Here is a 23,722-nt window from a genome sequence, read left to right on the forward strand (position 1 = left end):
GGCTGCAATTGGACTATTGGCTATGTCTACAGTAGTAAAGGCTGACTTTAAGTCTGACGTTATCAGTTCTTGTAAAGCTTACCAACAAGGTGACGACAAAAGTGAAATAAATGCCTGTAAGCTATATATAGATGGCTTTATTGACTCGTCATTACTCAACGATGATGGTGTGGTAAAACCCAAGGCAATGATTGAGCGCACAGCTCCTGAACAAAGCGATTTTTTAAAGCGAGCTTATCGAACACGCGTGTTAACAACATCTTCCATGTTGAGTAATGAAGAGGCGTACCAATTTTGTATTCCACGTGAGTATGACAGAAAAGAAATTGCTTCATCGATTGCTAAATCTATGGATATTAATCAATTAGCTGATAAGCAACTTAAACAGGTGATATTTGAAACTCTGATTGCTGACTTTCCTTGTTAGCACTATTGATATTGCTTTAATCCAACAGCAGATCTTGTTCACAACACCTTGTTATGAACAAGATAAATTCGATACTTTTCAAGCAAACATGAGTTATGTTTGCTATTTATACTCCAAATGGTAGATGGTTTTCAGGACTACTTGAAGCACTTCATCAAGTTGAAAAGTCTCAATTCGTTAACCATACCTGAAAACAACATGAGGTTGATGATACCCCACCTTTTGCCAAGAAATATTATGCATTGCCGCCTAAAGCGATCCATGCTTTTAGAGCGGCCATCAACCAACCGAATGCTCGCGGGTTAATGCTTAATGCCTATCAAGTTATCACGACTCCCGTGCAAGTGATTAGCGTCGACCCGCCTTTATCACTATGGGTTAGTTAATATGCCACACGCCCAGCAATGATTAAGCTATAAAAATAATCCTTTTGATTTATATAAACTATTTTGAATCACCCTTGATATAAGTGCTCAAAATTTGGAATGTTACTTTCCCAAATAGGTGTGGTTTTACCAATATATTCTCGAACTGCGTCAAAGAATAGTCGCGTTCTTACTGGCAGATCTCGATGAGGATATATCGCATACATGGCGCTATAATCTGACAATTGTATATCTGTCAGCAGGGGGACTAACTGTCCATCAGCAACTTCATTGCCAAGGGTCAACGCCGGCACTACCACAAATGCAGTGCCAGACAGCGCTTTTAATAACAATACCTCGGCATCATTCGCTCGAAAGATACTTTTTATAGTTTTTTCACACCTATCGCCATGTTGATCAATGGTGCTAATACTCGTTACTCTTAGCGAATTACTGGTATAGCTTGCCGCCGGCAATAATGCGAGTTCATCGATAGTTTTAGGCATGCCATAGGTTTGGATAAATTCGGGTGACGCCAAAATAATCATGCGATTACGGGCCAGTTTTCGGGCAATCAAGGTCGAGTCTTTAGGTTCGCCAATACGAAAAGCCAAGTCAAAACCTTCGGCAACAATATCCATCACACGATCGTCTAAACGTAGCTCAACTTCAACTTGCGGAAAACGTTTTTGAAAATCATTGATCACAGGTTGTAAGTATCGCTTAGCGATGATGGTTGGCGAGGTGATTTTTAATACCCCTCGTGGTTCTTGATGATAATTTTCCGCCAACCTAACGGTTTGTCCCAGTAACTCACGCAGCTCCCGAGATTTTTTTATCATTTCAGCACCCGCAGCAGTCAGTGAAAAAGACCGGGTTGTTCTATTTAATAGCCTGACACCCAAATCATCTTCAAGTCGGCTAATTTGTTTTGAAATAACCGAGCGGTCAATGTTCCTGCTTTGCGCTGCGCTGGTAAATGAGCCAAGTTCGACCACATCTAACAACATTAATAACCGGCTTGTTGTATCCATTATTTATTCCGTACCACACCAATTGGTGCAATTTTGGCACTAATGTATTTAAAAATCTATACTTTTTGTCCACACATTAGTTACGTATCATGCACGCCATTATCCTAGAGTATTATTTTGAGCAAAACGAGAATCATGATGAGTAAAAATATTTTTATTGCCGCTATCCTCACCCTCAGCTTAGCAATAACCGGCTGTGCAGAAGAGCCAGAGCAAAAAAAAGCAGCACAACCTTTGCAAGCTATTGATGTTGCGGAGGTGTTGGTTAAACCTGTACAAAATTGGCATATTTATACTAGCCGTTTAGAATCTCCCCAAGAAGTCGCTTTAATGCCACGAGTTTCAGGTGTTATTAACCACATCGCTTTTAAAGAAGGCGATGATGTCAAAGAAGGCGACTTATTATTTCAACTTGACGATCGCCCTTTTGCCGCCGTTGTTGCTAGTTTGGAGGCACAAATTCTCAGTGCAAAGGCCGCATTAGGTCAAGCGAAAAGTGAAGCCAAACGTGCAATACGCTTAACAGCGCAAAAAGCTATCTCTGAAGAGCAAGCTGAGTCTCGCACCTCGATTTTACACCAACGTGAAGCACAGCTAGCCGCATTGCAAGCACAACTCACTTCCGCAGAACTTGATTTAGAATTTACTGCCATTCGATCACCTATTAATGGTGTAATTTCACGCGCGAATATCACCCGTGGTAATAACGTACTTGCCGGCCAAAGTATCCTCACGTCAATCGTATCTAATCATGAAATGTATGCTTATTTTGATATTGATGAACGCACTTGGAATAGTTCATTTGCTGATATCACTGCAGCAAGTAAACAACAAGTTGTAATGCAAAAACTCGGACAGAAACACTTTAGCCATGAGGGTTACATTAATTTTATTGATAACCGCATTAATCCATCAACGGGTACATTAAGAGTGCGCGCCATCTTTGAAGGTAAACATAAGCAAGTAAACGATCAACTACGTGCGGGATCTTTTGCCCGCATTAAGCTCGCAGCTAATGCCATCACTAAGCAAATTATTATACCTGAACGTGCCATAGGTACAGATTTGAAAAATCGTTTTGTGCTTACGGTAGATAAAAATAACGTTCTAGAGTACAAATTAGTTGAAATTGGTGAACGTTACGGAAAGTTACGTGCGATTACCGCGGGTTTGAGCAAAGGGGATATTATCGCAGTTAACGGCCCAGCCCGTGTTGGACCTGGTATGCCAATCAAGCCAAGAACTGTTGCCATTGATACGAGCGATATCGCATTTACTTTGTCTGCAATGGGCGATGTTAGCCTTATTGCTAAATATTAAGAGCTTTTGATGAATTTTTCTCACTTTTTTATTCAACGGCCTATCTTCGCGGCCGTCTTGTCACTTATTATTTTGATCGGTGGCGGTATTTCATTATTTCAATTACCGATCAGTGAATACCCTGAAGTGGTACCTCCAACCGTTGTGGTCACCGCTAATTACCCTGGTGCTAACCCAACCGTTATTGCACAAACAGTAGCAACACCGCTTGAGCAAGAAATAAATGGTACTGAAAACATGTTGTATATGTTTTCTCAAGCCACTAGTGATGGTCGTATGACATTAACCGTTACTTTTGCCTTGGGTACCGATTTAGATCGCGCACAAGTCCAAATACAAAACCGTGTTAACAGTGCTTTGCCACGTTTACCAGAAGAAGTACAACGCCTTGGCGTAGTGGCAGAAAAGTCATCTCCGGACCTGACTATGGTGGTGCATCTTTATTCGCCCGAAAAAACGCATGATACAACTTATTTATCTAACTATGCTGATTTGTATGTTAAAGACGAAATTGCTCGCTTACCCGGTGTCGGTGATGTGAAATTATTTGGTGGTGGTCAATATGCGATGCGAGTGTGGTTAAATCCAGATGCATTAGCTGCCCGTAAATTAACCGCAATGGATGTGATAAGTGCATTACGCTCGCAAAACCAACAAGTGGCCGCCGGTAGCTTAGGTGCACAACCTGCATCTAACGATAGCCAATTTCAAATTCTACTCAATGTTAAAGGTCGCTTAAATAGTATCGAAGAGTTTGACCAAGTCATTATTAAAGTGGGCGAGCAAGGTCAGTTGATCCGCCTTAAAGATGTTGCTCGGTTAGAGCTAGGTCAAAATAATTATGCATTAAGAGCCCTCCTAGATGGCCAACCTGCCCTGGCTATGCCTATTTTTCAACGCCCGGGTTCAAATGCCATTGAGTTATCCGACCAAGTACGTGCAACCATGGCACGGTTATCAGAGAAATTTCCTGCTGGGGTTGAGTATGACATTGTTTATGACCCCACCGTTTTTGTTCGTGACTCTATTGATGCGGTGATTACCACCTTATTAGAAGCTATTGCCCTAGTCGTGATTGTTGTGGTGGTATTTTTACAAACTTGGCGTGCCTCAATTATTCCATTAATTGCCGTGCCGGTATCATTAATTGGTACTTTTGCTGTTATGCAATGGCTGGGAATTTCTATCAATACCTTGTCGTTATTTGGTCTGGTATTAGCCATAGGTATCGTCGTTGATGATGCCATCGTGGTGGTAGAAAATGTTGAACGTAATATCGAGAAAGGTTTATCGCCTTTAGAAGCCACCCGCGTTGCCATGACTGAGGTTACCGGTCCTATTATTGCCATTGCCTTAGTATTATTAGCGGTATTTATTCCTACGGCCTTTATCTCTGGTTTATCGGGCCAGTTTTATAAACAATTTGCTTTAACGATTACTATTTCAACTGTGATTTCAGCCTTTAACTCACTGACATTATCGCCAGCATTAGCTGCGCTATTATTGAAATCGCATGACAGTAAACCCGACGCCTTAACACGCTTTTTAAATGCTATTTTTGGCCGCTGGTTGTTTAAACCTTTTAATCGCTTGTTTGACCGTGGCGCAAAGGGTTACCAAAAATTAGTGCAAAAGCTAATACGTATGAGCATAGTTGTGCTCGTCGCTTATGTCGCTTTATTAGGTGGCACAGTGACCTTATTTGATGCTGTACCTGGCGGGTTTATTCCTGCGCAAGATAAAAAATATTTAGTGGCTATCGCTCAGTTACCCGATGCGGCGAGTCTTGATCGTACCCAAGACGTTGTACAAGAAATGGAAGCCATTGCCCATACCATTGATGGCGTTGCCCATACGGTAGCATTTCCTGGTTTATCAGTGAATGGTTTTACTAACAGCCCTAATAGCGCGATTGTTTTTGTCACCTTAGACGCTTTTGAAAAACGTGAAGATGTTAGCTTGTCGGCTATGGCTATTGCCGGACAACTTAATCAACGATTTAGTGTGATTGATGCGGCCTATGTTGCTGTATTTCCACCACCACCTATTCAAGGCTTAGGTACAACTGGTGGCTTTAAATTGCAAATTGAAGACCGAGATAACAAAGGCTTTGAGGCGCTATTTAATAGCTTGCAAAAAGTCATTACAAAAGCACAACAAGACCCTGCCCTCGTTGGCTTGTATTCAAGCTTTCGTATTCAAACACCGCAAATGGATATTGATATTGACCGTGAACAAGCCTTAATACAAGGCATTGCATTAGACGAAGTATTCAACGCCTTGCAGATTTACTTAGGGTCAGTTTATGTCAATGATTTCAATTTATTTGGTCGTACTTATCAAGTTAAAGCACAAGCAGATGCTGAATTTCGCAAAGATCCTGAACAAATCTTGAATCTAAAAGTACGTAACAACTTAGGTAATATGGTGCCACTAGGCTCAGTATTAATGGTTACACCGACCACAGGCCCTGATCGCGTAATGCATTACAATGGTTACCCAAGTGCCGAGCTTAATGGCAGTCCTGCGCCCGGTTATAGCACGGATCAGGCTCAGCAAGCCATTGAGCTGATACTGGCCAATACGCTACCTCAAGGCATTGCTTATGAATGGACCGATGTGACCTTCCAGCAAATTATTGCTGGCAATACCATGATATATATATTCCCCTTAGTCGTATTGTTAGTTTTTATGGTACTTGCTGCACAATATGAAAGCTTACGCTTACCTTTGGCTATTATTCTGATTGTGCCCATGACCATATTTTCAGCATTATTAGGGGTTTGGTATGTCGGTTCAGACAACAATATTTTCACCCAAATTGCCTTAATAGTGCTGGTCGCCTTAGCCTCGAAAAATGCGATTTTAATGGTGGAGTTTGCCAAAGATCAAAACCAACACGGCATGTCTCATCTTGACGCTATTATGGCCGCATGTCGTATGCGACTTCGGCCAATTTTAATGACCTCAATTGCTTTTACTGCAGGCGTAATACCCTTAGTATTAGCTACGGGTGCTGGGGCAGAAATGCGCCATGCCATGGGTAATGCCGTATTTTCTGGCATGGTTGGCGTTACTTTCTTTGGCTTATTGTTTACGCCAGTGTTTTATATTTTAGTGACTAAAGGCAGTAATGAGAAAAAAGTGCCGACATTAAAATAATATCAACGCAGTATTATGCTGGCTAAAACCTTAAGGTAGCCGTTGGAACATTCTGGCGATTAGGCAAAAAGCAAGGTAGCTAAGAACACTGCGCTAAAGCGCGTTATTCATAGATTATCAATGCTTTTTGCCTGCAGGTGCTATAGAGCAAATAGGCCAAAGGCTTGACTTGGCGTTGTTAGATGCTCGACAGAATGCTTTAATAGTTCAAGAGAATGCTGTAGACGCAGTTATTGCGTCATTGCTGGCAAAAGTTAATTTCTATCATGGCTTTAATGCTTGCTGGAGTGATGCTTTAACCCGCTTTTAATGATTGAGTTTACCTATGTTTGATACTGAATTTTCACCACAAAAAGATATTTCAAAAACAATGCAAGCTATTGTTTTACGCGAAGCTAACGAAGAAATTCGCTTGGAGAATATTGAGCTTAGTGTGCCTAAATGCAACGATAACGAACTCTTAATAAAAGTAGAATATGTTGGCCTGAATCCCTTAGATGCAGAATATGCCAAAACAGGGTTTTGTCATTGGCAGTATCCACATATACTGGGTTTAGATGCGGTAGGCATAGTCGTTAAAGCGCCAAAAGGAGTTTATCCCAATATAGGCGCACGTGTTATGTGGCATGCCAGCATGGGCGCACAAGGTGTACTGAGTGAGTACGCCAAAGTAGCAAACTATGCGGTTTCTGTTGTACCTGAAAGCGTCAGTCCCGAACAAGCGGCTGCACTGCCTTGTGCGGGTATGACAGCGTTAATTGCACTCGACCGATTACAACTTGTTGAGGGTGATACTTTATTGATTGAAGCGGGCGCAGGTGCCGTTGGTCAAATTGCTATTCAATTTGCTAAACAACGCGGTGTAGATGTATTTACCACAGCAGCAAAACATAATCATAAATTAGTCAAATCGTTAGGGGCTGATGCGGTATTTGATTATCAGGATAGAAAACTTTGTGAGAAAATTCGCCGTGAATTAGGTCCGCAAGGTTTTGATGCTGTACTTGACTCCATTGGCGGTGATGTCACGGTGCGCAATATTGAATTAATGCGTTTTTGTGGTCGTATTGCCTGTTTAAAATCATTACCTAGCTTTGAGCAAGAACTGCTGTTTAGAAAGGCACCTAACATTAGCATTGTATCGCTTGCTGGTGCTTGGCTAGCTAATAGTTTGTGTGCACAGCAACGTATGAGTTTTATGAGTAATTTATTGCTTGATAGTGTAGAAAAAGGTGATTTAATTGTACCTAAAGTTAACCTAGTTAACTTTAGCGCAGCGAATGTTTCCGCCGCGCTAAACAAACAGTTAGCCGGCGGTTTTACCGGTAAACAGGTAGTGAAACTTAATACGGCATAACGATATTGCTTAAAGCTATTACTTAAAGGTGTGGCTTAAGGCTGTTGCTTAAAAATATTGATTGCCTAGCTAGCTAGATACTTACCTAGCATTAACTTAAGTTAGCTGTATCGGTATTAAGCCATTTAAAGTTATACCAATTTCATTAATTAGGTGGTCTACTTTATACGCAGGAAAAGTGGCCAAATATAAGATATTTATTTTAATAACTAGTTGTTCTAATTATTAAATAAATAACGCAGTAGTTGGTTATTTTAACCAGTAAAAATGATCAGATAATTAGTGAGATTGGTATTAATACCCCCTGTTTAAAAGAAAACGTTTAAAGTCAGTATCCAGTAGCGGTTTTGCAATATAATAGCCTTGTCCTAAATCACAGCCAATTTCTTTAAGCTTTTGATATTGCGCTTTAGTTTCAATACCTTCCGCAGTCGTTTTTATTTTCAATGCTTTAGCTAAATTAACCACAGCGTCTAATATCAAGACCTTACTGCTCACTTCATTGATGTCATCAACAAAGCTTTTATCTATTTTCAAATAATTTAAAGAAAATTGATGTAAATAACTCAGCGACGAAAAACCCGTACCAAAGTCATCTAAGGCGACTGAAATATTAAGACTTTTCAAAATATCTAGATGTTTTTTCACGGCATCAGCATTTAGAATTAGACTTGCTTCAGTAATTTCTACGCATAATCGTTCAGTAACACCAGCAGACTCAAGGTGTTGTTCTTGCAAATAATTAATAAAATCTTGTGACGCAAAACCTGATGTTGAGACATTAACATTGAGCTTAAATTTTTCTGGCAGCCAATCTGCCCAAAGCTTGAGGTTGTTCACCGCCAACTTCAGCATATAAAGATCAAGCTGCACTATTTGCCCTGATCTTTCTAAAATAGGAATAAAAATATCTGGAAATAACAGGCCTAATTTAGGATGCTGCCAACGTACCAAAATTTCAGCACCAATAACATCACCGGTATCAAAATCAATTAGCGGTTGATAATTGCCGATAAACTCAAGATTTTTAACTCCATGTTCGAAATCGTACTCAACTTTAACATTGGTTGATTTATTTTGTTCTTCAAGTGCTTCAAAAAAGACATACTGATTACGGCCTTTGAGCTTGGCTTGGTACATAGCATGATCAGCATCAATCAATAATTGATCAGCACTCTCACTCGCATCACTGTAAGTGGCGATGCCAATACTGACACTACTAGAAATATTCAAACCATCGATAGTGAAAGCCCCTGATGTCGCCTCGATAATACTTTCTGTTACCCGACAAATGGTCTCATAATCAATCTTACCATCAAGCAGTATGGCAAATTCATCGCCACCTAAACGAGCCAATGTATCGGTATTTCTTAAAGTTGTCGTTATTGATTTTACAATAGCAATAAGTAACTTATCACCAACATGGTGACCATAAGTGTCGTTAACTTGCTTAAATCTATCTACATCGATAAACAGTATGGCTAAATTGTCTTGGCGATTATTCTGACAATGTAAAAACGCGTGTTGCATTCTATCTTTAAAAAGCGATCTATTAGGTAAGTCTGTCAAAGGATCATGTAATGCTAAAAACTGCAACTTCTGCTGAGCTGCCATTCTTTCAATGGCGTTATGGATGTGTTTCGCGACAAAAGATAATAGTTGTTTGTCTTTTTCTTGGAATAAAAAGTCAGTGCTATAACTTTGTACAACGACAATACCTTTATTATCACCGCGACCAAAAGGCACACCTAACCAAGCTTTTGCTATGCTGCCTAAAATATAGAGCTCTTTGTTATCCAGCATTTTTTGAATATCTTTTTCATATAATAGAAAAGGTTTATCTTTTAACAGGGCATAGCCTGTAATACTTAAATGTTGTGGATCAATAGCTACTTTATCGAAAATCTTTCCTTGATCTAACTCGTCAACAATATCTTGGTCAAGTTCGTCTACCGCATAAGGAAATTCGATGGTTTTTCCGTCATCTTTAAGTAAGGCAACAAAAAAGTTTTTTGCAAAAGTAATACGGCCAATACATTGATGTAAACTCCGATAAAAATCACCCATAGTGCTAGTGGTAAAGGTAAGTTCAGCAATCTCAAATAGGGCATCTTGAATTTTATTGGCATATTCTAAATTTTCAATCACCTCTTCCAGGCCATCAACTTTGATGATTTGAGATATTTTCATTGCGGTAAGAGAAGCTAATGCAGTCAGTGTTCTCAGGTGATATTCAGTGTAAAAATCAACCCGTGCATGTTCGGAGTCAATAACACCTAATAGTTGCTCTTTAAATAAAATAGGAACCGCTAACTCTGATAACGTAGTTTCATCTTCAACAATATAGCCTTCAAATTTTCGAATATCTTTGACTAATAGTGCTTGCTTAGTTGCCGCAACCTTACCAATAACACCTTCATTAAAAGGAATAACTATCGAGTTAGACGAAGTGTTTTTTATTTCAACATTACTGCTTTTATCATGGTTAAAGGAGGTTTTCTTTTCAAAGCCCGACATGCGACTTAAGGTTTCCCCCCCAGCATCTAAAGTGTAAATAACGGCATCGTCAAAACCGAGCTTTTCAACAATATTTTGGGCTAAATACTGCCAAATTTCATTTGGGGTGTTTAATAACAAAATATCAGTAGCAAACTGATTAGTGATGATTAAACTTTTTATCGTTTGTGATTTAGATAGTACTGACAAATTTATGATGCCTAGAAGTTATTTAAAATATAGGTATCCGTTCCTTGGGTTATAAAGCGCTCTCAACGCAAAAAACTTGAACCTTGATTAAAGCAAATTTTTAATCACGTGTCTATTTAGCTATGTCATATAAATGCGAATAGCTAATACGCTAATAAAGTAAATTTTCATTAATAATATATCTTGTAGGTGGTGAGTATGTGTCATCCTTCACACTGATATTTACACAATTTAAGTATGACTTAAAGCATAACCATCAGCGATAATTAAAGCTTACTGTGCTCGATGTCAAGTGCGTTAGTAATGTAATCCTTGCTCACTATTGTCAAAATAATTAACTAAAGTCCCTGCTAAAGGTGAGTTCAATCAGCCAATAGGCTTGATCAAAAAAGGGCAATAACATCACGGTTACTACCCTTTTTTATCTGCTACCGACTGAAAAACTAGTGGGTTTCAGAGACCATATTAACGGTATACTTAGGAATTTCTACTACTAAGTCTTCGTCGCCTACTAATGCTTGGCAACCAAGGCGTGATTCAGGCTCTAAACCCCAAGCTTTATCTAACATATCTTCTTCGAGTTCATCGCCCTCTTTGATAGAGTCAAAACCTTCACGGATAATCATATGACACGTGGTACAAGCGCACACTTTCTCACATGCATGCTCAACACCAATATCGTTTCTCAGTGCTACGTCTAATACGCTCTCGCCTTTTTCGGCTTCTACTACTGCGCCTTCTGGGCAAAGATCTGCGTTGGGTAAAAATATAATTTGTGGCATTTGACTAAACCTCGTCTACTGAATGGCCAGATAATGCTGTTCTTATAGATGAATCCATCCTACGTTCAGCAAATGTGGCGGTGCTATTATTTAATATCGCTATTGCCGCTTCAACTTCATCGGCATTACCTGTTTGGCTTATTTGTTTCAGCGCAGAAATAGCGCTATCTATTTTGCTGATTTCCGCTGCGTTTAATAAAGCGCTATCCGCAAGAAGCGCCGCTTGAATCGACTCAATCACTTGTGACGCTTCAACTTGCTGCTCTTTCAACATCCTTACTTGCATGTCTTGCTCAGCATTTACCATGGAGTCTTTTAGCATGTTAGTGATTTCATCTGCTTCTAAACCAAAACTTGGTTTAACCGTGATACTCGACTCAACACCGGTTGATTTTTCCATCGCTGATACTTCTAACAGGCCGTCTGCATCCACTTTAAAGGTGACACGAATATGTGCAGCACCAGCGGTCATTGCCGGAATGCCACGAAGTTCAAAACGTGCTAATGAACGACAATCATCAACTAACTCACGCTCGCCTTGTAATACATGTAAAGCCATCGCCGTTTGACCATCTTTAAAGGTGGTGAATTCTTGCGCTTTAGCCACTGGAATGGTGGTGTTGCGCGAAATAACCTTCTCAACTAGCCCACCCATGGTTTCTAAACCTAATGATAAAGGAATAACATCAAGTAGCAAAATATCGCTATCTGGCTTATTACCCGCCAAAATATCAGCTTGAATGGCTGCACCTAAAGCAACGACTTTATCAGGGTCAATTGAGGTTAAAGGTTGTCGTTTGAAAAAATCTTCAACCTCCTGACGCACTAAGGGTACACGGGTAGAACCACCAACCATGACCACTTCAATAATATCACTGATCTCTAGCTCTGCGTCTTTAACAGCTCGACGACATGCTCGCAGTGTTTTCTTTACTAATGGCGCGATCAACTGCTCAAACTCAACGCGGGTAAAACTGCTGGTCCAAGTTTCATCATTGGCAAGTGTTAGTGATATTTCAACACTGTCACTGTTTGACAATTGCTCTTTAGCAAAACAAGCTTGCTGGGTTAATTGTCGTTCCATTGAAGCAGACAAAGGGCGAACTAAGCCCGCTTTATTGATCAGATGTTCAACCAGCATGCCATCAAAGTCATCACCACCAAGCGCGGAATCACCACCGGTAGCTAACACTTCAAATACACCTTTATTGAGGCGTAATATGGAAATATCAAAGGTGCCGCCGCCTAAATCATAAACCGCAACAACGCCTTCTTGTTTTCCTTGATGTTCAGTGTCTAAACCATAAGCAACTGCGGCCGCTGTCGGTTCGTTAAGTAAACGTAAGACATTGACACCAGCTAATTTTGCCGCGTCTTTCGTGCTATGGCGTTGTGCATCATCAAAATAAGCCGGCACGGTAATAACCACACCGGTTAGTTCGCCGCCTAGCGATAATTCAGCTCGTTTCACTAAAGTTTTAAGTATTTCGGCCGACACTTGTACCGGATTAACTTCGCCGGTGCGAGTTGCTATTGAGGGATGGTTTTCATCACCAGAAAAAACATACGGCAGTGAGGCATATTTTGTCGTTATATCAGCTTTAGAGCGGCCAATTAGGCGCTTTGCTGACACGATAGTATTTTCAGGGTCACTCACGGCTAACGCTTTTGCGTCATGACCGACAAGTATACCCTTGCTTTGATAACTGACCACTGACGGTAAAATATCAGCCCCATTATCATCAACAATAGTTTCCGCTAGGCCACTTTTTACGCTAGCAATTAAAGAGTTTGTCGTACCAAGATCAATACCCGCCGCAAGGCGGTGGGCGTGAGGAACTGTACTTTGCCCTGGTTCAGCGATTTGTAATAATGCCATTGTAAAAGCTCGTTAGGTGATAGTTTTACGAATTTTGTATTAACAACTACATTGTTTTTTCATAGAAAAATCAATGTAGTTGTTAACGTCTTAATTTTTTATGCTCAGCCGTCTAGCAATAACTCTTCGAGCTTATCTAGCTCAAGATTAAGCTTTTGATAAAACTTAAGTTTTCTTAAGTTATCGCAAGCTAAGCTATTAGAGTCTGGCGTGTTTTCTGCCAATTGACTTTGCAGCTGATTAAAGAGTTGCTGGAATTCTGCTTCAAACACTTGTGAGGCGTCAAACACAGCTGCATCAACATCATCAGCATGCTTAACTTCGTCTAGCATTTCTCGCAGTTCCATTTGATGCATTAAAAAACTTACATCACCAAAAGAAGCTTGCTCGTTAGGCATGCTAATACCGCGCAATTCTAAGAGATATTGCGCGCGTTTTAGTGGTTTTTTTAGCGTTTGGTAGGCATCGTTAATCAAGGTTGATTTTTTAACGGCTAGCATTTGCTCTTGGTTTGAACCATGAGCAAAACGATCAGGATGTACTTTTTTTTGTAATGTTTGATAAATTGTTGAAAGCTTATCCAAGTCAATAGTAAACTGAATTTCTAAACCAAATAACTGAAAATAATTCACAACAACTCCAGTGAAATTAATCGCTCATTAAACATTAAAACTTTCACCACAACCACATTCGCCTTTGGCATTTGGGTTGGTGAATTTAAAGCCTTCGTTCAAACCTTCTTTAATAAAATCAAGTTCGATACCATCAAGATAAACCAGGCTTTTACCGTCAATAATGATATTAACATCATTAATGGAAAACATTGAGTCGTCGTCATTTAGATCATCTACAAATTCAAGTACATAAGCTAAACCAGAGCAACCCGTTGTTTTAATACCTAATCGTAGACCGAGGCCCTTGCCTCGGTTTTCGATAAACGATTTGATCCTGTCAGATGCAGCAGGTGTCATCGTTACACTCATATTGTGTCTCCAGCTTAACCTTTATGCTTACTACGGTAATCTTCGATTGCCGCTTTAATTGCGTCTTCCGCTAAGATTGAACAGTGAATTTTCACTGGTGGTAATGCAAGTTCTTCAGCAATCGCCGTGTTTTTGATTTGGCCAGCTTCATCAATTGACTTACCTTTAACCCACTCTGTTACCAATGAGCTTGAGGCAATCGCGGAGCCACAGCCGTAAGTTTTAAATTTCGCATCTTCAATAATGCCGTCTGCTGAAATTTTAAGTTGTAACTTCATTACGTCACCACATGCAGGTGCGCCAACCATACCCGTAGCAACTAGTGGATCATTCTTATCAAAAGAACCAACGTTGCGTGGATTTTCATAATGATCAATTACTTTTTCGCTATAAGCCATAATATTTCTCCTGGTGCTCTAGTGAGCAGCCCACTCTATTGAATCTAAATCGATACCGTCTTTGAACATTTCCCAAAGCGGTGACATGTCACGTAAATGGCCAATTGCCTTTTTAATCAGGTCAATGGCATAATCTATTTCTTCTTCTGTAGTAAAACGACCAAAGCTAAAACGAATTGAGCTGTGCGCCATTTCATCATTTAGCCCTAAAGCTCGAAGTACGTACGATGGTTCTAAACTTGCAGAAGTACAGGCTGAACCTGAAGATACTGCTAAATCTTTTAACGCCATGATAAGCGATTCACCTTCAACAAAGTTGAAACTGATATTTAAGTTACCTGGATAACGTTGGTCAAAATCGCCGTTAACAAAAACTTGTTCCATGTCGTTTAAACCAGCCCATAAACGATCACGCATTTTAGTTACGTGTATTGCGTCTTGTGCTAGTTCTTCTTTTCCAAGTCTAAATGCTTCACCCATACCCACAATTTGGTGAGTGGCTAGTGTACCTGAGCGCATACCACGTTCATGGCCGCCACCGTGCATTTGTGATTCAAGACGCACACGAGGTTTACGACTAACATAAAGTGCACCTATGCCTTTTGGACCATAAATTTTATGGGCAGAAAATGACATTAAATCCACTTTTAAAACTTGTAAATCAATTTCAATTTTACCGGCACTTTGCGCCGCATCAACATGAAAAATAATTTTACGTTCGCGACACATTTCGCCAATAGCAGCAATATCTTGAATCACACCAATTTCGTTATTAAGGTGCATGATACTAACAAGAACAGTGTCTTCACGCATGGCATCTTTTAATTTGTCTAAATCAATTAAACCATTGCTTTCAGGATCAAGGTAAGTGACTTCGAAGCCTTGACGTTCTAATTCACGACAAGTATCTAGTACGGCTTTATGTTCTGTTTTACAGGTAATAATATGCTTACCTTTTTTACTGTAAAACTTAGCGGCACCTTTAATACCTAAGTTATTAGACTCTGTTGCACCTGAGGTAATAACAATTTCGCGTGGGTCGGCGTTAATCAAATCAGCAATTTGATTACGAGCGATATCAACCGCTTCTTCAGCTTGCCAGCCGAATTTGTGTGAACGTGATGCTGGGTTTCCAAAAAAACCATCAGTAGTCATATATTGCATCATTTTTTCAGCAACACGTTTGTCTACCGGTGTTGTCGATGAATAATCAAAATAAATGGGAAGCTTCATTAATTAATAATCTCCAGTTGAACCAGCTATTAATGCCAGTCATTCATAATATTGCGGGTAGTAATTAAGGTCTCTAACGAAGGGGATTTGCGAGCTTTCGCTGTCGCTTTATCTTGTCGTTGTGACACTATTTTTACATTTCGTTGCTCGACGAGCTCGGCAAGTGAAATGCCTTTTAAAAAATCTTCAATTCTGTCGCTTAAATCGGTCCATAAATAATGCGTTAAGCATTGCTGACCGTCTTGACAATTACCTGTACCACCACATTTAGTTGCATTGATACTTTCGTCAACAGCGTTGATAACATCAGCAATGGTAATTTGCGCTGAACATTGTCCTAACCGGTAACCGCCACCTGGCCCACGAACACTATTGACTAGTCCGTATTTTCTCAGCCGTGAAAAAAGTTGCTCTAGATATGATAGTGAGATGCCTTGGCGCTCAGAAATATCAGCCAGTGGAACAGGTCCTGTTACCGCATGAATAGCTACATCAAGCATTGCTGTTACTGCATATCGGCCTTTAGACGTCAATTTCATTTATTACCCCTATCAATTCGTTGGCAATTTTACATATCCCTACGAATTTACATGTCCCTACAATATAGTCAACTAAATACCCGACTGATTTACTCAAGTATTATACTCGCCTTTAATACTTAGTCAATACGAAGGAAGAAACATTAAAGTTTACATCACTCTAATGTTTAATAACCTCTAAATGAAGTAAAGCTGGGGTAGAAATTTAGTATCAATAGCTAGGCTAAATGTTCGCTTGCAGCAAGCATAATCTCTAGCTGCAAATAAACAATGACTAAATTGCTGGATCAAAAGATTCTGTTACGCTTTCTCGACGTTTTGCTGCCGCTTTCTCATCTTCGTCAAATTCACCGACCCTTAATTCAGGCAGCGCTTCTTGACAAACATGACCACCAAGCTGATTAACCTCTCGACATAAATCAGAAACTTTATTTTCCATTAAATGCATATGGTCAAGTAAACGACCTATCGCTTTAGCGACGGGATCTGGATTGTCAGTAGCCACCGCATAAGCATCAAAGCCATATTTCTTTGCTACTTTCTCACGTTTTTCAGCGGCACTATCATCCTTTTTAGCGTTAACAATGCGAGCGGGAATACCAACAGCTGTGCCGTTTTCAGGCACATCTTTTACCACCACGGAGTTAGAACCTACCTTGCCGTTCTTTCCAATGGTAATTGGACCTAAAATTTTAGCACCGGCACCAATAACAACATTATTCATTAAGGTTGGATGGCGCTTGCCTTCTTTCCAACTTGTGCCGCCTAAGGTAACCCCTTGGTATAAAGTGACATCGTCACCTATTTCAGCGGTACCACCGATGACCACACCCATACCATGGTCAATAAAAAATCGCCGACCAATAGTCGCACCCGGGTGGATCTCAATACCCGTTAACCAACGGGAAAATGTTGAGAGTGTTCGCGCTAACCATTTCCAATTACATTTCCACAAACGATGACTTAAACGATGAAACCACACGGCGTGAAGGCCAGGATAATTGGTTAAAATTTCAAAAACATTACGTGCGGCAGGATCTCGGTCAAATACACTATTGATGTCTTCTTTCATGCGGTTAAACATACCACGTTCCTTAATTCTCTATGCTGTAATCAGAGTTAGTCACTGAGTTAAGTGACTAACTAACGCTATAATTAATCTTTGTTTTTTTCAATATTAGATGCTTTTGCAGTGCGTTCAACTGAGGCTAAAATACCACGCATCATTTTCAATTCCTTTACATCGGGTCGTGCACGGTTAAACAAACGGCGCAGCTTAGTCATCACTAAACCTGGGTGACTTGGCATAATAAAGCCCGTTGCTTTTAGTGAATTTTCAAAATGTTGATAAAAGCGCTCTGTTTCCTCAGCAAGCGGATATTCTTCATTTTCATTCAGAGTAAAGGCTTGTTGTTGATGGATTAGGAAGCTTGTACGCACTTCATAACTTAAGGTTTGTACTGCCATAGCCAAATTCAATGAGCTGTATTCTGGATTTGCTGGAATTTGCACATGAAAGTTACATAACTGAAGTTCTTCATTCGTTAAGCCACTACTCTCACGGCCAAAGACTAATGCCACAGGATATTCTTCTGCTTCTGTGATCAGTTTTTCGCCACAACCTCTAGGCTCTAGCATGGGCCAAGGTAACGTGCGCGACCGAGCACTTGTCCCAACGACTAAACCACAATCTTTAATGGCTTCTTCGAGTGTTGCCACTACTTTGGCATTTTTTAAGACATCGGTTGCACCAGCCGCTAAAGCTTGTGCTTGACCATTGGGCATTTCAATAGGATCAACTAAAATGAGGTCAGTTAAACCCATTGTTTTCATGGCGCGAGCGGCTGAGCCGATATTACGACAATCTGAGGTATTAACAAGAACGATACGAACCTTACTTAATAAAGAATCTGACATTATCTACACTTACTTAATTCGAGGGCAATAATTAGTTAACATGACTGTAATTAGCTAACAACACTACCTATCTAGACGGCTAAAATTGCCGATAATGTTAACACAGAACATTATCCTTGTACTGAGAAAAAATCACGGCTTTTATATTAGTTTTATAGTGTTTATCAATATGGCCTAGCTCTTTTGCTTATAAGACGAAGAAAATAGGGTAAGTTTTACCTTATTCGTTATGACTTTATCTGACCTAACGGATATCAGTTCATTAATGATAAATAAGAGTGTCGCAAAGTAATAATTATTTTGCTATAATTCGCGCGCTTAATTTTAGGGGTTCATCATCGTATGGCGCTTAAGGTTAACCTCGTTCTTTTACATAGCTGTTTATGACATTTTACAACATATAGGGTAGTCGATAATGCATCCGATGCTAAATATTGCCGTGCGCTCTGCGCGTGCTGCGGGCAAAGTAGTTTTGCGCGCTTTTGAACAAGTAGATAAGATTGAAATTGAATCTAAGGGTACGAACGATATCGTTACTAATGTTGATATAAGTGCTGAACTAGCTATTGTTGAAACAATTCAAAAATCTTACCCTAATCACACTATTATTGGTGAAGAGTGTGGATTAATTGAAGGTAAAGACAACGACTATCAGTGGATTATTGACCCACTTGACGGAACGGCTAACTTTGTTAAAGGTATTCCACACTTTGCCGTGTCAATTGCTTTAAAAGTGAAAGGCAAATTAGACCAGTCAGTTATTTACGATCCCATTCGTGGTGAGTTATTTACCGCAAGTCGTGGTAAAGGTGCTCAACTAAACGGTTTCCGTATTCGCGTAAAACAATCTAAAGAACTTAAAGGTTCTATTTTAGCGACCGGCTTCCCGTTTAAACATAAGCAACACACTGATGCTTATTTACAAATGTTTAAAACACTCTTTGGTAAAACATCTGATATGCGTCATGCTGGCTGTGTCGCTCTAGATTTAGCTTACGTGGCTGCTGGCCGTGTTGACGGTTACTTTGAAATTGGTTTAAAACCTTGGAATAGCGCCGCAGGTGAATTAATGGTCATTGAAGCGGGTGGTTTAGTAACTGACTTTGTTGGTGGCCATAATCACGGTAACTCAGGCAATATTGTCGCAAGTAGCCCACGCTTAGCAAAAGAAATTTTAAAAGATATTCGACCTCATTTAGGTGATGCGCTAAGTAAGTAAATACTTGCATTAGACATGACGATCAAAAGCGCCTTCTGGCGCTTTTTTTTTACCTGAAATAACATAACCTAGCTCTGACTCTGGCTCTGGCTCTACAATTTAGGTTATATGATTTACTAGCATTGACACCATAGCTAGGTGATTAGTCTATTGCTGTCCTGAAAATAATGACTCTGTCGTATTAACCTACACTTTCATCAATGAATGAAGCTTATTAGCGTATATACGGGAGCAATTATCAAGAGAGGCTAATATCGTATGACATCAATGGCTAAGAACAGCTATATAGCCATGATATTGCCAACACGGATGCAGTACTTAGGTTATTAGCCTGTCCCTACATAAACGCAGCGACTAGAGTTGGATAGGGAACTTATATCCCTAGCCAGACAAACTTTGGTTCTTGGCTTATGTCAGAACATAAAAAAGCCAGCAAATGCTGGCTTTTTAGATAAATTATAGCGCTATAAATTAGCTTAAAGCACGCCACGTTCTATCTGGTTAAGTTCGATTGACTTAAATAAAGCGGTGAAGTTACCTTCGCCAAAACCTTGGTCATCAACACGTTGGATCATTTCAATAAAAATAGGTCCAAAAATATTCTTAGTGAATATCTGTAACAAGTATGAATTTTCGTTTTGGCTATCGACTAATACCTGATGATCACGAATGCGCTGGTGATCTTCTTTTACCCAAGGAATACGATCAAACACATCATCATAATATTCAGGTACGATATTTAAGGTATCAATGATGTTTTTATCTAATTGATCTAAAGAGCCCAATAAATCATCTGAAATAAAAGCTAAGTGTTGTACACCTGGACCATTATACTCATTTAAATATTCGTCTATTTGGTTATTGCTGGTACCTTTCCCTTCATTAATAGGAATACAGAAAGTGCCACAAGGCGATTGTAAAGCGTATGAAACCAACGCCGATTTTGCCCCTTTAATATCAAAGTAGCGAATATCAGTAAAACCAAAGATGTTTTTATAAAAATTAGCCCAATGCTCCATTGTGCCTTGGTAAACGTTATTAGTTAAATGATCAACGGCTTTAAAGCCTTTATCTTTTACTAATACAGGTTCAGCAATATCTTCGAAATCATCTTCATATATTGAGCCTTTAGCGCCAAATTTCTCAATGAAGTAAATTAAGCTATCACCAATACCAAAAATAGCGGGGTAAGGTAATTTATTATCAACGTCTTGCGCTGACTTTGCACCACGAACAACCGCTTGTTCAAAGGCAAAATCGGCATTTTCTACTCGCCAACCCATTGAACAAATTGCTGGGCCGTGGCTTTTAGCAAACTCTTTAGAAAAACCCGCTTGTTCATGATTTAATAAAAAATGAATATCGTTCTGATTAAAATAATCGATATCGCGGCCTGTGAATTTTTTTGTTTTTGAAAAGCCAAAACCATAAAACGCATTTTCCATAAAGTCAGAATCTGGCGATGCATATTCAATAAATTCGATACCACGTAAATTAAGTGGGTTTGTTAATTCTGTCTTTGTTAATTCTGTCATAGTTGTTTCTCTCATTGTAGCAATGAGGCGATTATCACCGTGAATTCATCGCAGAGGAAGTGAATGAAAAAACTGACATTTTTTGAGGCGTAAATCTATTTTTACGTGCAAAACAGATGATTTATTAGTGATGAGGATCTAAGCTATAGCTAGCAACACCCACAGATGTAACTATATATTTACAGCAAGTTTAAGGCTCGACAATTCGTTCAGTTAACCGTCAAAAAATCTTCAATAAATTAAGAGACTCGTTATACCAATTTCACTAATTTTCTGATCATTTTACCTGGTTAAAACAACGTACTACTGTCTTATTTTACCTGTCTATAAATAGACCCGATAATTAATGAAACTGCTATTAAAAGAACCTGTGCTTGAACTGAATGCTACAGGCAAAAAAAAACGCCAATTCTAGTGAAGAATTAGCGCTTTAAGCATGTTATTTATACTAATGAACTAGCTGCTAGTGTGTTGCTCTTTACGTGGACGCTCAGACGATGCTGCTGGTGTCTGAGTATCAGAAACCGTAATCTCTAATGCTTGACGACGAACACGAACACGCTTTAATTGCGTGAATGACTTGTCAGGCATACCTTTAGGTAATTGCACAAAACTATGTTTGTCGTGTAAGTTAATCGCGCCAATGTAGCTGCTGTCTAATGAAATTTCATTAGCAATAGCGCCAACGATATCACCAGGACGTGCACCATGTTCTTTACCTACTTCTAGACGGTAAGTCTGCCAATCGACATCTGAACGTGCAACTTTCGCTTTACGAGGAGCGCGCTCTGGACGGTTCTCATTGCGACTATCACCACGGGCTTCACTGCGACCGCCACGGGCTTCATTACGACCGCCACGGCTGTCATTACGAGCACCACGACTTTCACCACCTTTGCTGTCACGATCATTTCTTTCACGTGCATCACGACGAGGCTTTGGATCTTCTTTCGGCTGTAGAGGCTGCTTTAACTGTTTGTGATAAAGTAACGCTGCCGCTAAATCTGTCATTGAAAGTTCTGACTCACTCGCCATAGTTTCAATAATTTCGCGCATTGCCGTTAACTCTTTATCAGCAACAATACTCGCTAACTCAGTACAAGTGCGCTCAATACGTGCCTTACCAATTTCTTGAATATTTGGTAAGTCGTACATAGCAATCGTACCAGAAGTTAAACGTTCATAATGACGTAAAGAATACATTTCGCGTGGACGAACAAATGAAATTGCTGTACCACTTCGTCCTGCACGGCCAGTACGGCCAATACGGTGAACATAAGCTTCGTTGTCACCTGGTAAATCATAGTTAATAACTAATGAAAGACGAGGAATATCAAGACCACGAGCAACAACATCAGTTGCTACAAGAATTGATGACGCACCTGATTTAAGTTGGTCAACAGTACGTTCACGCTGTGCTTGGTTCATGTCACCGTTTAAGGCAACAGAAGCATAACCTGCACGTTCTAATTTTTCAGCAACGTCAATGGTATCATTACGAGTACGTACGAAAATTAGCATTGCATCGTATTCAACAGTTTCAGCAATACGCTCCAAAGCTGTCATTTTGTTAATGCCGCTAACTTTCCATGCATATTGAGTAATATTGGCTTTTTCTTTTTTCACTGCCGCAATTTTAATATGCTCAGGATTTTTCAAAAAGCGATTCGCTACTTTGCGAATTTGCGCTGGCATAGTTGCAGAAAACAATGCCATTTGTGTTTCTTTTGGTAAGTGCTCAAGGATCCACTCAATGTCTTCTAAAAAGCCCATGTTTAACATTTCATCAGCTTCATCAAGCACACAAAATGATAAGTTATCTAGTTTAAGGCTCTTACGACGTAAGTGATCCATCAAACGACCAGGAGTACCAACAACAACTTGTGCACCACGTTCTAGTTGTTGAAATTGTGGCTGGTACGATTGACCACCATATAAAGTAGCAACACGTAAACCTTTCATGTGTTGTGCAAATGTTTCAATTGCTTCTGCTACTTGAATCGCTAACTCACGCGTTGGCGCTAAAACCATTAATTGTGGTTTACGAATCGTTACGTCAATTTTTGCTAGTGCAGGCAAACCAAATGCAGCCGTTTTACCGGTACCTGTTTGCGCTTCACCAAGGACGTCTTTACCAGCAAGTAAAGGGGGAATTGTTTGCGCTTGAATTGCAGTAGATGATTCAAAACCTAGTGCTTTTACAGCAGATACTAAGTTTTCAGGCAAACCAAGGGCGTCAAAGCCTACAGAGGCGTTGTTAAGATCAGTCATATAATTTTTGTCTTCTCATGGTAGAAACTGGCTATGCGCCAAAATTCCTACGTACATATACGAGGAAACCACCAGGAAGACTTAAGGCACATTCTTACGTTAACGTTGAAAGGTTAACTGGGCAAGTCTATGGGCGGATATACCCCACTCATTTTAAGTTTCTATAATTCGCTAAGTTTCACTTGGAAACTTTTTTGATTGACGATTACAGAGGCGCGCATTATACGGATGTTGTTAATTTATACAAGCTATAATGTGCATTAAACGCTATTAAACCGTAAAAAAGCATAAGAAAAGCATAAAAACCTAAAAATGCTACTTTACGCTGTGCTGAACATTCTACAATAATTTAAACGAATCTTACTTAACTGTCGATTTCAAAGCCGGATTTTGCCTTTTTAACCCGTAAACCACCTGAGCCACTTGCCAGGATTTTTAACCCGCTAGCTTACTCTATCTCGAGATCACCAAAGCCATCGTCAATAGTGATCTCGCCATCTACTTTTTTACCCTTAAGCCACCTGAGCCATCTTCAAAAAATGCCCTGTCTAATAGACCTTTTAAAAAAGGTTACCTGAACTAATATTGCCTGAAC

At 39.8% G+C, this 23,722-nt stretch carries 18 protein-coding genes; 5 read left to right on the top strand and 13 right to left on the bottom strand.

From position 1 onward, the window contains the following. Positions 1 to 22 precede the first annotated feature (22 nt). Entirely contained in the window at positions 23 to 427 is a 405-nt protein-coding gene (locus H4J41_RS09710; RefSeq protein WP_182138337.1) for a Rap1a/Tai family immunity protein, read from the top strand. A gap of 454 nt (positions 428 to 881) precedes the next feature. Here the strand turns inward: H4J41_RS09710 and H4J41_RS09715 are convergent, their stop codons facing one another. After that, positions 882 to 1,826 carry a LysR family transcriptional regulator gene (locus tag H4J41_RS09715; protein WP_182138336.1) on the bottom strand — a complete coding sequence of 315 codons (945 nt, stop codon included), beginning with the start codon at positions 1,824 to 1,826 and terminating at the stop codon, positions 882 to 884. A 138-nt stretch (positions 1,827 to 1,964) separates the two neighbouring features. Between H4J41_RS09715 and H4J41_RS09720 the strand changes: the two genes are divergently transcribed. From H4J41_RS09720 to H4J41_RS09730, 3 genes are all read left to right on the top strand, one after another. Continuing rightward, positions 1,965 to 3,146: an efflux RND transporter periplasmic adaptor subunit gene (locus H4J41_RS09720; RefSeq protein ID WP_182138335.1), complete on the top strand. Its 1,182-nt coding sequence runs from the start codon at positions 1,965 to 1,967 to the stop codon at positions 3,144 to 3,146. Between the two features lie 9 nt (positions 3,147 to 3,155). Further along, positions 3,156 to 6,308: an efflux RND transporter permease subunit gene (locus tag H4J41_RS09725; RefSeq protein WP_182138334.1), complete on the top strand. Its 3,153-nt coding sequence runs from the start codon at positions 3,156 to 3,158 to the stop codon at positions 6,306 to 6,308. Between the two features lie 325 nt (positions 6,309 to 6,633). After that, complete coding sequence (locus H4J41_RS09730; RefSeq protein ID WP_182138333.1) at positions 6,634 to 7,665, top strand: zinc-binding dehydrogenase; 1,032 nt, start codon at positions 6,634 to 6,636, stop codon at positions 7,663 to 7,665. Between the two features lie 294 nt (positions 7,666 to 7,959). Here the strand turns inward: H4J41_RS09730 and H4J41_RS09735 are convergent, their stop codons facing one another. From H4J41_RS09735 to trmJ, 10 genes are all read right to left on the bottom strand, one after another. Next, positions 7,960 to 10,371, bottom strand: coding sequence for an EAL domain-containing protein (locus H4J41_RS09735; RefSeq protein ID WP_182138332.1), 2,412 nt, complete (start codon positions 10,369 to 10,371; stop codon positions 7,960 to 7,962). A gap of 443 nt (positions 10,372 to 10,814) precedes the next feature. Beyond that, a complete protein-coding gene (gene fdx, locus H4J41_RS09740) occupies positions 10,815 to 11,153 on the bottom strand; it encodes an ISC system 2Fe-2S type ferredoxin (protein WP_182138331.1) in 339 nt (112 codons plus the stop codon). A 4-nt stretch (positions 11,154 to 11,157) separates the two neighbouring features. Further along, a complete protein-coding gene (gene hscA, locus H4J41_RS09745; protein WP_182138330.1) occupies positions 11,158 to 13,032 on the bottom strand; it encodes a Fe-S protein assembly chaperone HscA in 1,875 nt (624 codons plus the stop codon). A gap of 104 nt (positions 13,033 to 13,136) precedes the next feature. Then, a complete protein-coding gene (hscB, locus tag H4J41_RS09750) occupies positions 13,137 to 13,664 on the bottom strand; it encodes a co-chaperone HscB (protein ID WP_182138329.1) in 528 nt (175 codons plus the stop codon). A 27-nt stretch (positions 13,665 to 13,691) separates the two neighbouring features. Beyond that, on the bottom strand, positions 13,692 to 14,015 hold the full coding sequence (gene iscA, locus H4J41_RS09755) for an iron-sulfur cluster assembly protein IscA (RefSeq protein ID WP_182138328.1): 324 nt from the start codon (positions 14,013 to 14,015) through the stop codon (positions 13,692 to 13,694). Positions 14,016 to 14,029: 14 nt separating this feature from the next. Further along, positions 14,030 to 14,413, bottom strand: coding sequence for a Fe-S cluster assembly scaffold IscU (gene iscU, locus H4J41_RS09760; protein WP_182138327.1), 384 nt, complete (start codon positions 14,411 to 14,413; stop codon positions 14,030 to 14,032). A gap of 18 nt (positions 14,414 to 14,431) precedes the next feature. Then, the gene (locus H4J41_RS09765) at positions 14,432 to 15,646 is read right to left on the bottom strand and encodes an IscS subfamily cysteine desulfurase (RefSeq protein WP_182138326.1); all 1,215 of its coding nucleotides are present in this window, start codon (positions 15,644 to 15,646) and stop codon (positions 14,432 to 14,434) included. A 29-nt stretch (positions 15,647 to 15,675) separates the two neighbouring features. Continuing rightward, positions 15,676 to 16,185 (bottom strand): Fe-S cluster assembly transcriptional regulator IscR, encoded by a 510-nt coding sequence (gene iscR / locus H4J41_RS09770; protein ID WP_182138325.1) that lies wholly within the window; start codon positions 16,183 to 16,185, stop codon positions 15,676 to 15,678. Positions 16,186 to 16,459: 274 nt separating this feature from the next. Beyond that, complete coding sequence (gene cysE, locus H4J41_RS09775) at positions 16,460 to 17,269, bottom strand: serine O-acetyltransferase (RefSeq protein ID WP_182138324.1); 810 nt, start codon at positions 17,267 to 17,269, stop codon at positions 16,460 to 16,462. A 71-nt stretch (positions 17,270 to 17,340) separates the two neighbouring features. Then, positions 17,341 to 18,102 carry a tRNA (cytosine(32)/uridine(32)-2'-O)-methyltransferase TrmJ gene (gene trmJ / locus H4J41_RS09780; RefSeq protein WP_182138323.1) on the bottom strand — a complete coding sequence of 254 codons (762 nt, stop codon included), beginning with the start codon at positions 18,100 to 18,102 and terminating at the stop codon, positions 17,341 to 17,343. 415 nt (positions 18,103 to 18,517) lie between these two features. On the opposite strand from trmJ, the gene suhB reads away from it, so the two are divergent. Then, positions 18,518 to 19,321 carry an inositol-1-monophosphatase gene (gene suhB, locus H4J41_RS09785; protein ID WP_182138322.1) on the top strand — a complete coding sequence of 268 codons (804 nt, stop codon included), beginning with the start codon at positions 18,518 to 18,520 and terminating at the stop codon, positions 19,319 to 19,321. A 476-nt stretch (positions 19,322 to 19,797) separates the two neighbouring features. On the opposite strand, the gene hppD is transcribed toward suhB, so the two are convergent. Then, positions 19,798 to 20,856 carry a 4-hydroxyphenylpyruvate dioxygenase gene (hppD, locus tag H4J41_RS09790; RefSeq protein ID WP_182138321.1) on the bottom strand — a complete coding sequence of 353 codons (1,059 nt, stop codon included), beginning with the start codon at positions 20,854 to 20,856 and terminating at the stop codon, positions 19,798 to 19,800. 456 nt (positions 20,857 to 21,312) lie between these two features. Beyond that, positions 21,313 to 23,127: a DEAD/DEAH box helicase gene (locus tag H4J41_RS09795; RefSeq protein WP_182138320.1), complete on the bottom strand. Its 1,815-nt coding sequence runs from the start codon at positions 23,125 to 23,127 to the stop codon at positions 21,313 to 21,315. Between the last annotated feature and the right edge of the window lie 595 nt (positions 23,128 to 23,722).

The sequence above is a fragment of the Colwellia sp. MB3u-45 genome (assembly GCF_014077005.1).
Taxonomy (GTDB): domain Bacteria; phylum Pseudomonadota; class Gammaproteobacteria; order Enterobacterales; family Alteromonadaceae; genus Cognaticolwellia.

Coding starts and splice junctions, on each gene's coding strand:
- H4J41_RS09710 (WP_182138337.1), top strand. CDS start 23: ATGTCTACAGTAGTAAAGGCTGACTTTAAGTCTGACGTTATCAGTTCT.
- H4J41_RS09715 (WP_182138336.1), bottom strand. CDS start 1,826: ATGGATACAACAAGCCGGTTATTAATGTTGTTAGATGTGGTCGAACTT.
- H4J41_RS09720 (WP_182138335.1), top strand. CDS start 1,965: ATGAGTAAAAATATTTTTATTGCCGCTATCCTCACCCTCAGCTTAGCA.
- H4J41_RS09725 (WP_182138334.1), top strand. CDS start 3,156: ATGAATTTTTCTCACTTTTTTATTCAACGGCCTATCTTCGCGGCCGTC.
- H4J41_RS09730 (WP_182138333.1), top strand. CDS start 6,634: ATGTTTGATACTGAATTTTCACCACAAAAAGATATTTCAAAAACAATG.
- fdx (WP_182138331.1), bottom strand. CDS start 11,153: ATGCCACAAATTATATTTTTACCCAACGCAGATCTTTGCCCAGAAGGC.
- hscA (WP_182138330.1), bottom strand. CDS start 13,032: ATGGCATTATTACAAATCGCTGAACCAGGGCAAAGTACAGTTCCTCAC.
- iscA (WP_182138328.1), bottom strand. CDS start 14,015: ATGAGTGTAACGATGACACCTGCTGCATCTGACAGGATCAAATCGTTT.
- iscU (WP_182138327.1), bottom strand. CDS start 14,413: ATGGCTTATAGCGAAAAAGTAATTGATCATTATGAAAATCCACGCAAC.
- H4J41_RS09765 (WP_182138326.1), bottom strand. CDS start 15,646: ATGAAGCTTCCCATTTATTTTGATTATTCATCGACAACACCGGTAGAC.
- iscR (WP_182138325.1), bottom strand. CDS start 16,185: ATGAAATTGACGTCTAAAGGCCGATATGCAGTAACAGCAATGCTTGAT.
- cysE (WP_182138324.1), bottom strand. CDS start 17,269: ATGTTTAACCGCATGAAAGAAGACATCAATAGTGTATTTGACCGAGAT.
- trmJ (WP_182138323.1), bottom strand. CDS start 18,102: ATGTCAGATTCTTTATTAAGTAAGGTTCGTATCGTTCTTGTTAATACC.
- suhB (WP_182138322.1), top strand. CDS start 18,518: ATGCATCCGATGCTAAATATTGCCGTGCGCTCTGCGCGTGCTGCGGGC.
- hppD (WP_182138321.1), bottom strand. CDS start 20,856: ATGACAGAATTAACAAAGACAGAATTAACAAACCCACTTAATTTACGT.
- H4J41_RS09795 (WP_182138320.1), bottom strand. CDS start 23,127: ATGACTGATCTTAACAACGCCTCTGTAGGCTTTGACGCCCTTGGTTTG.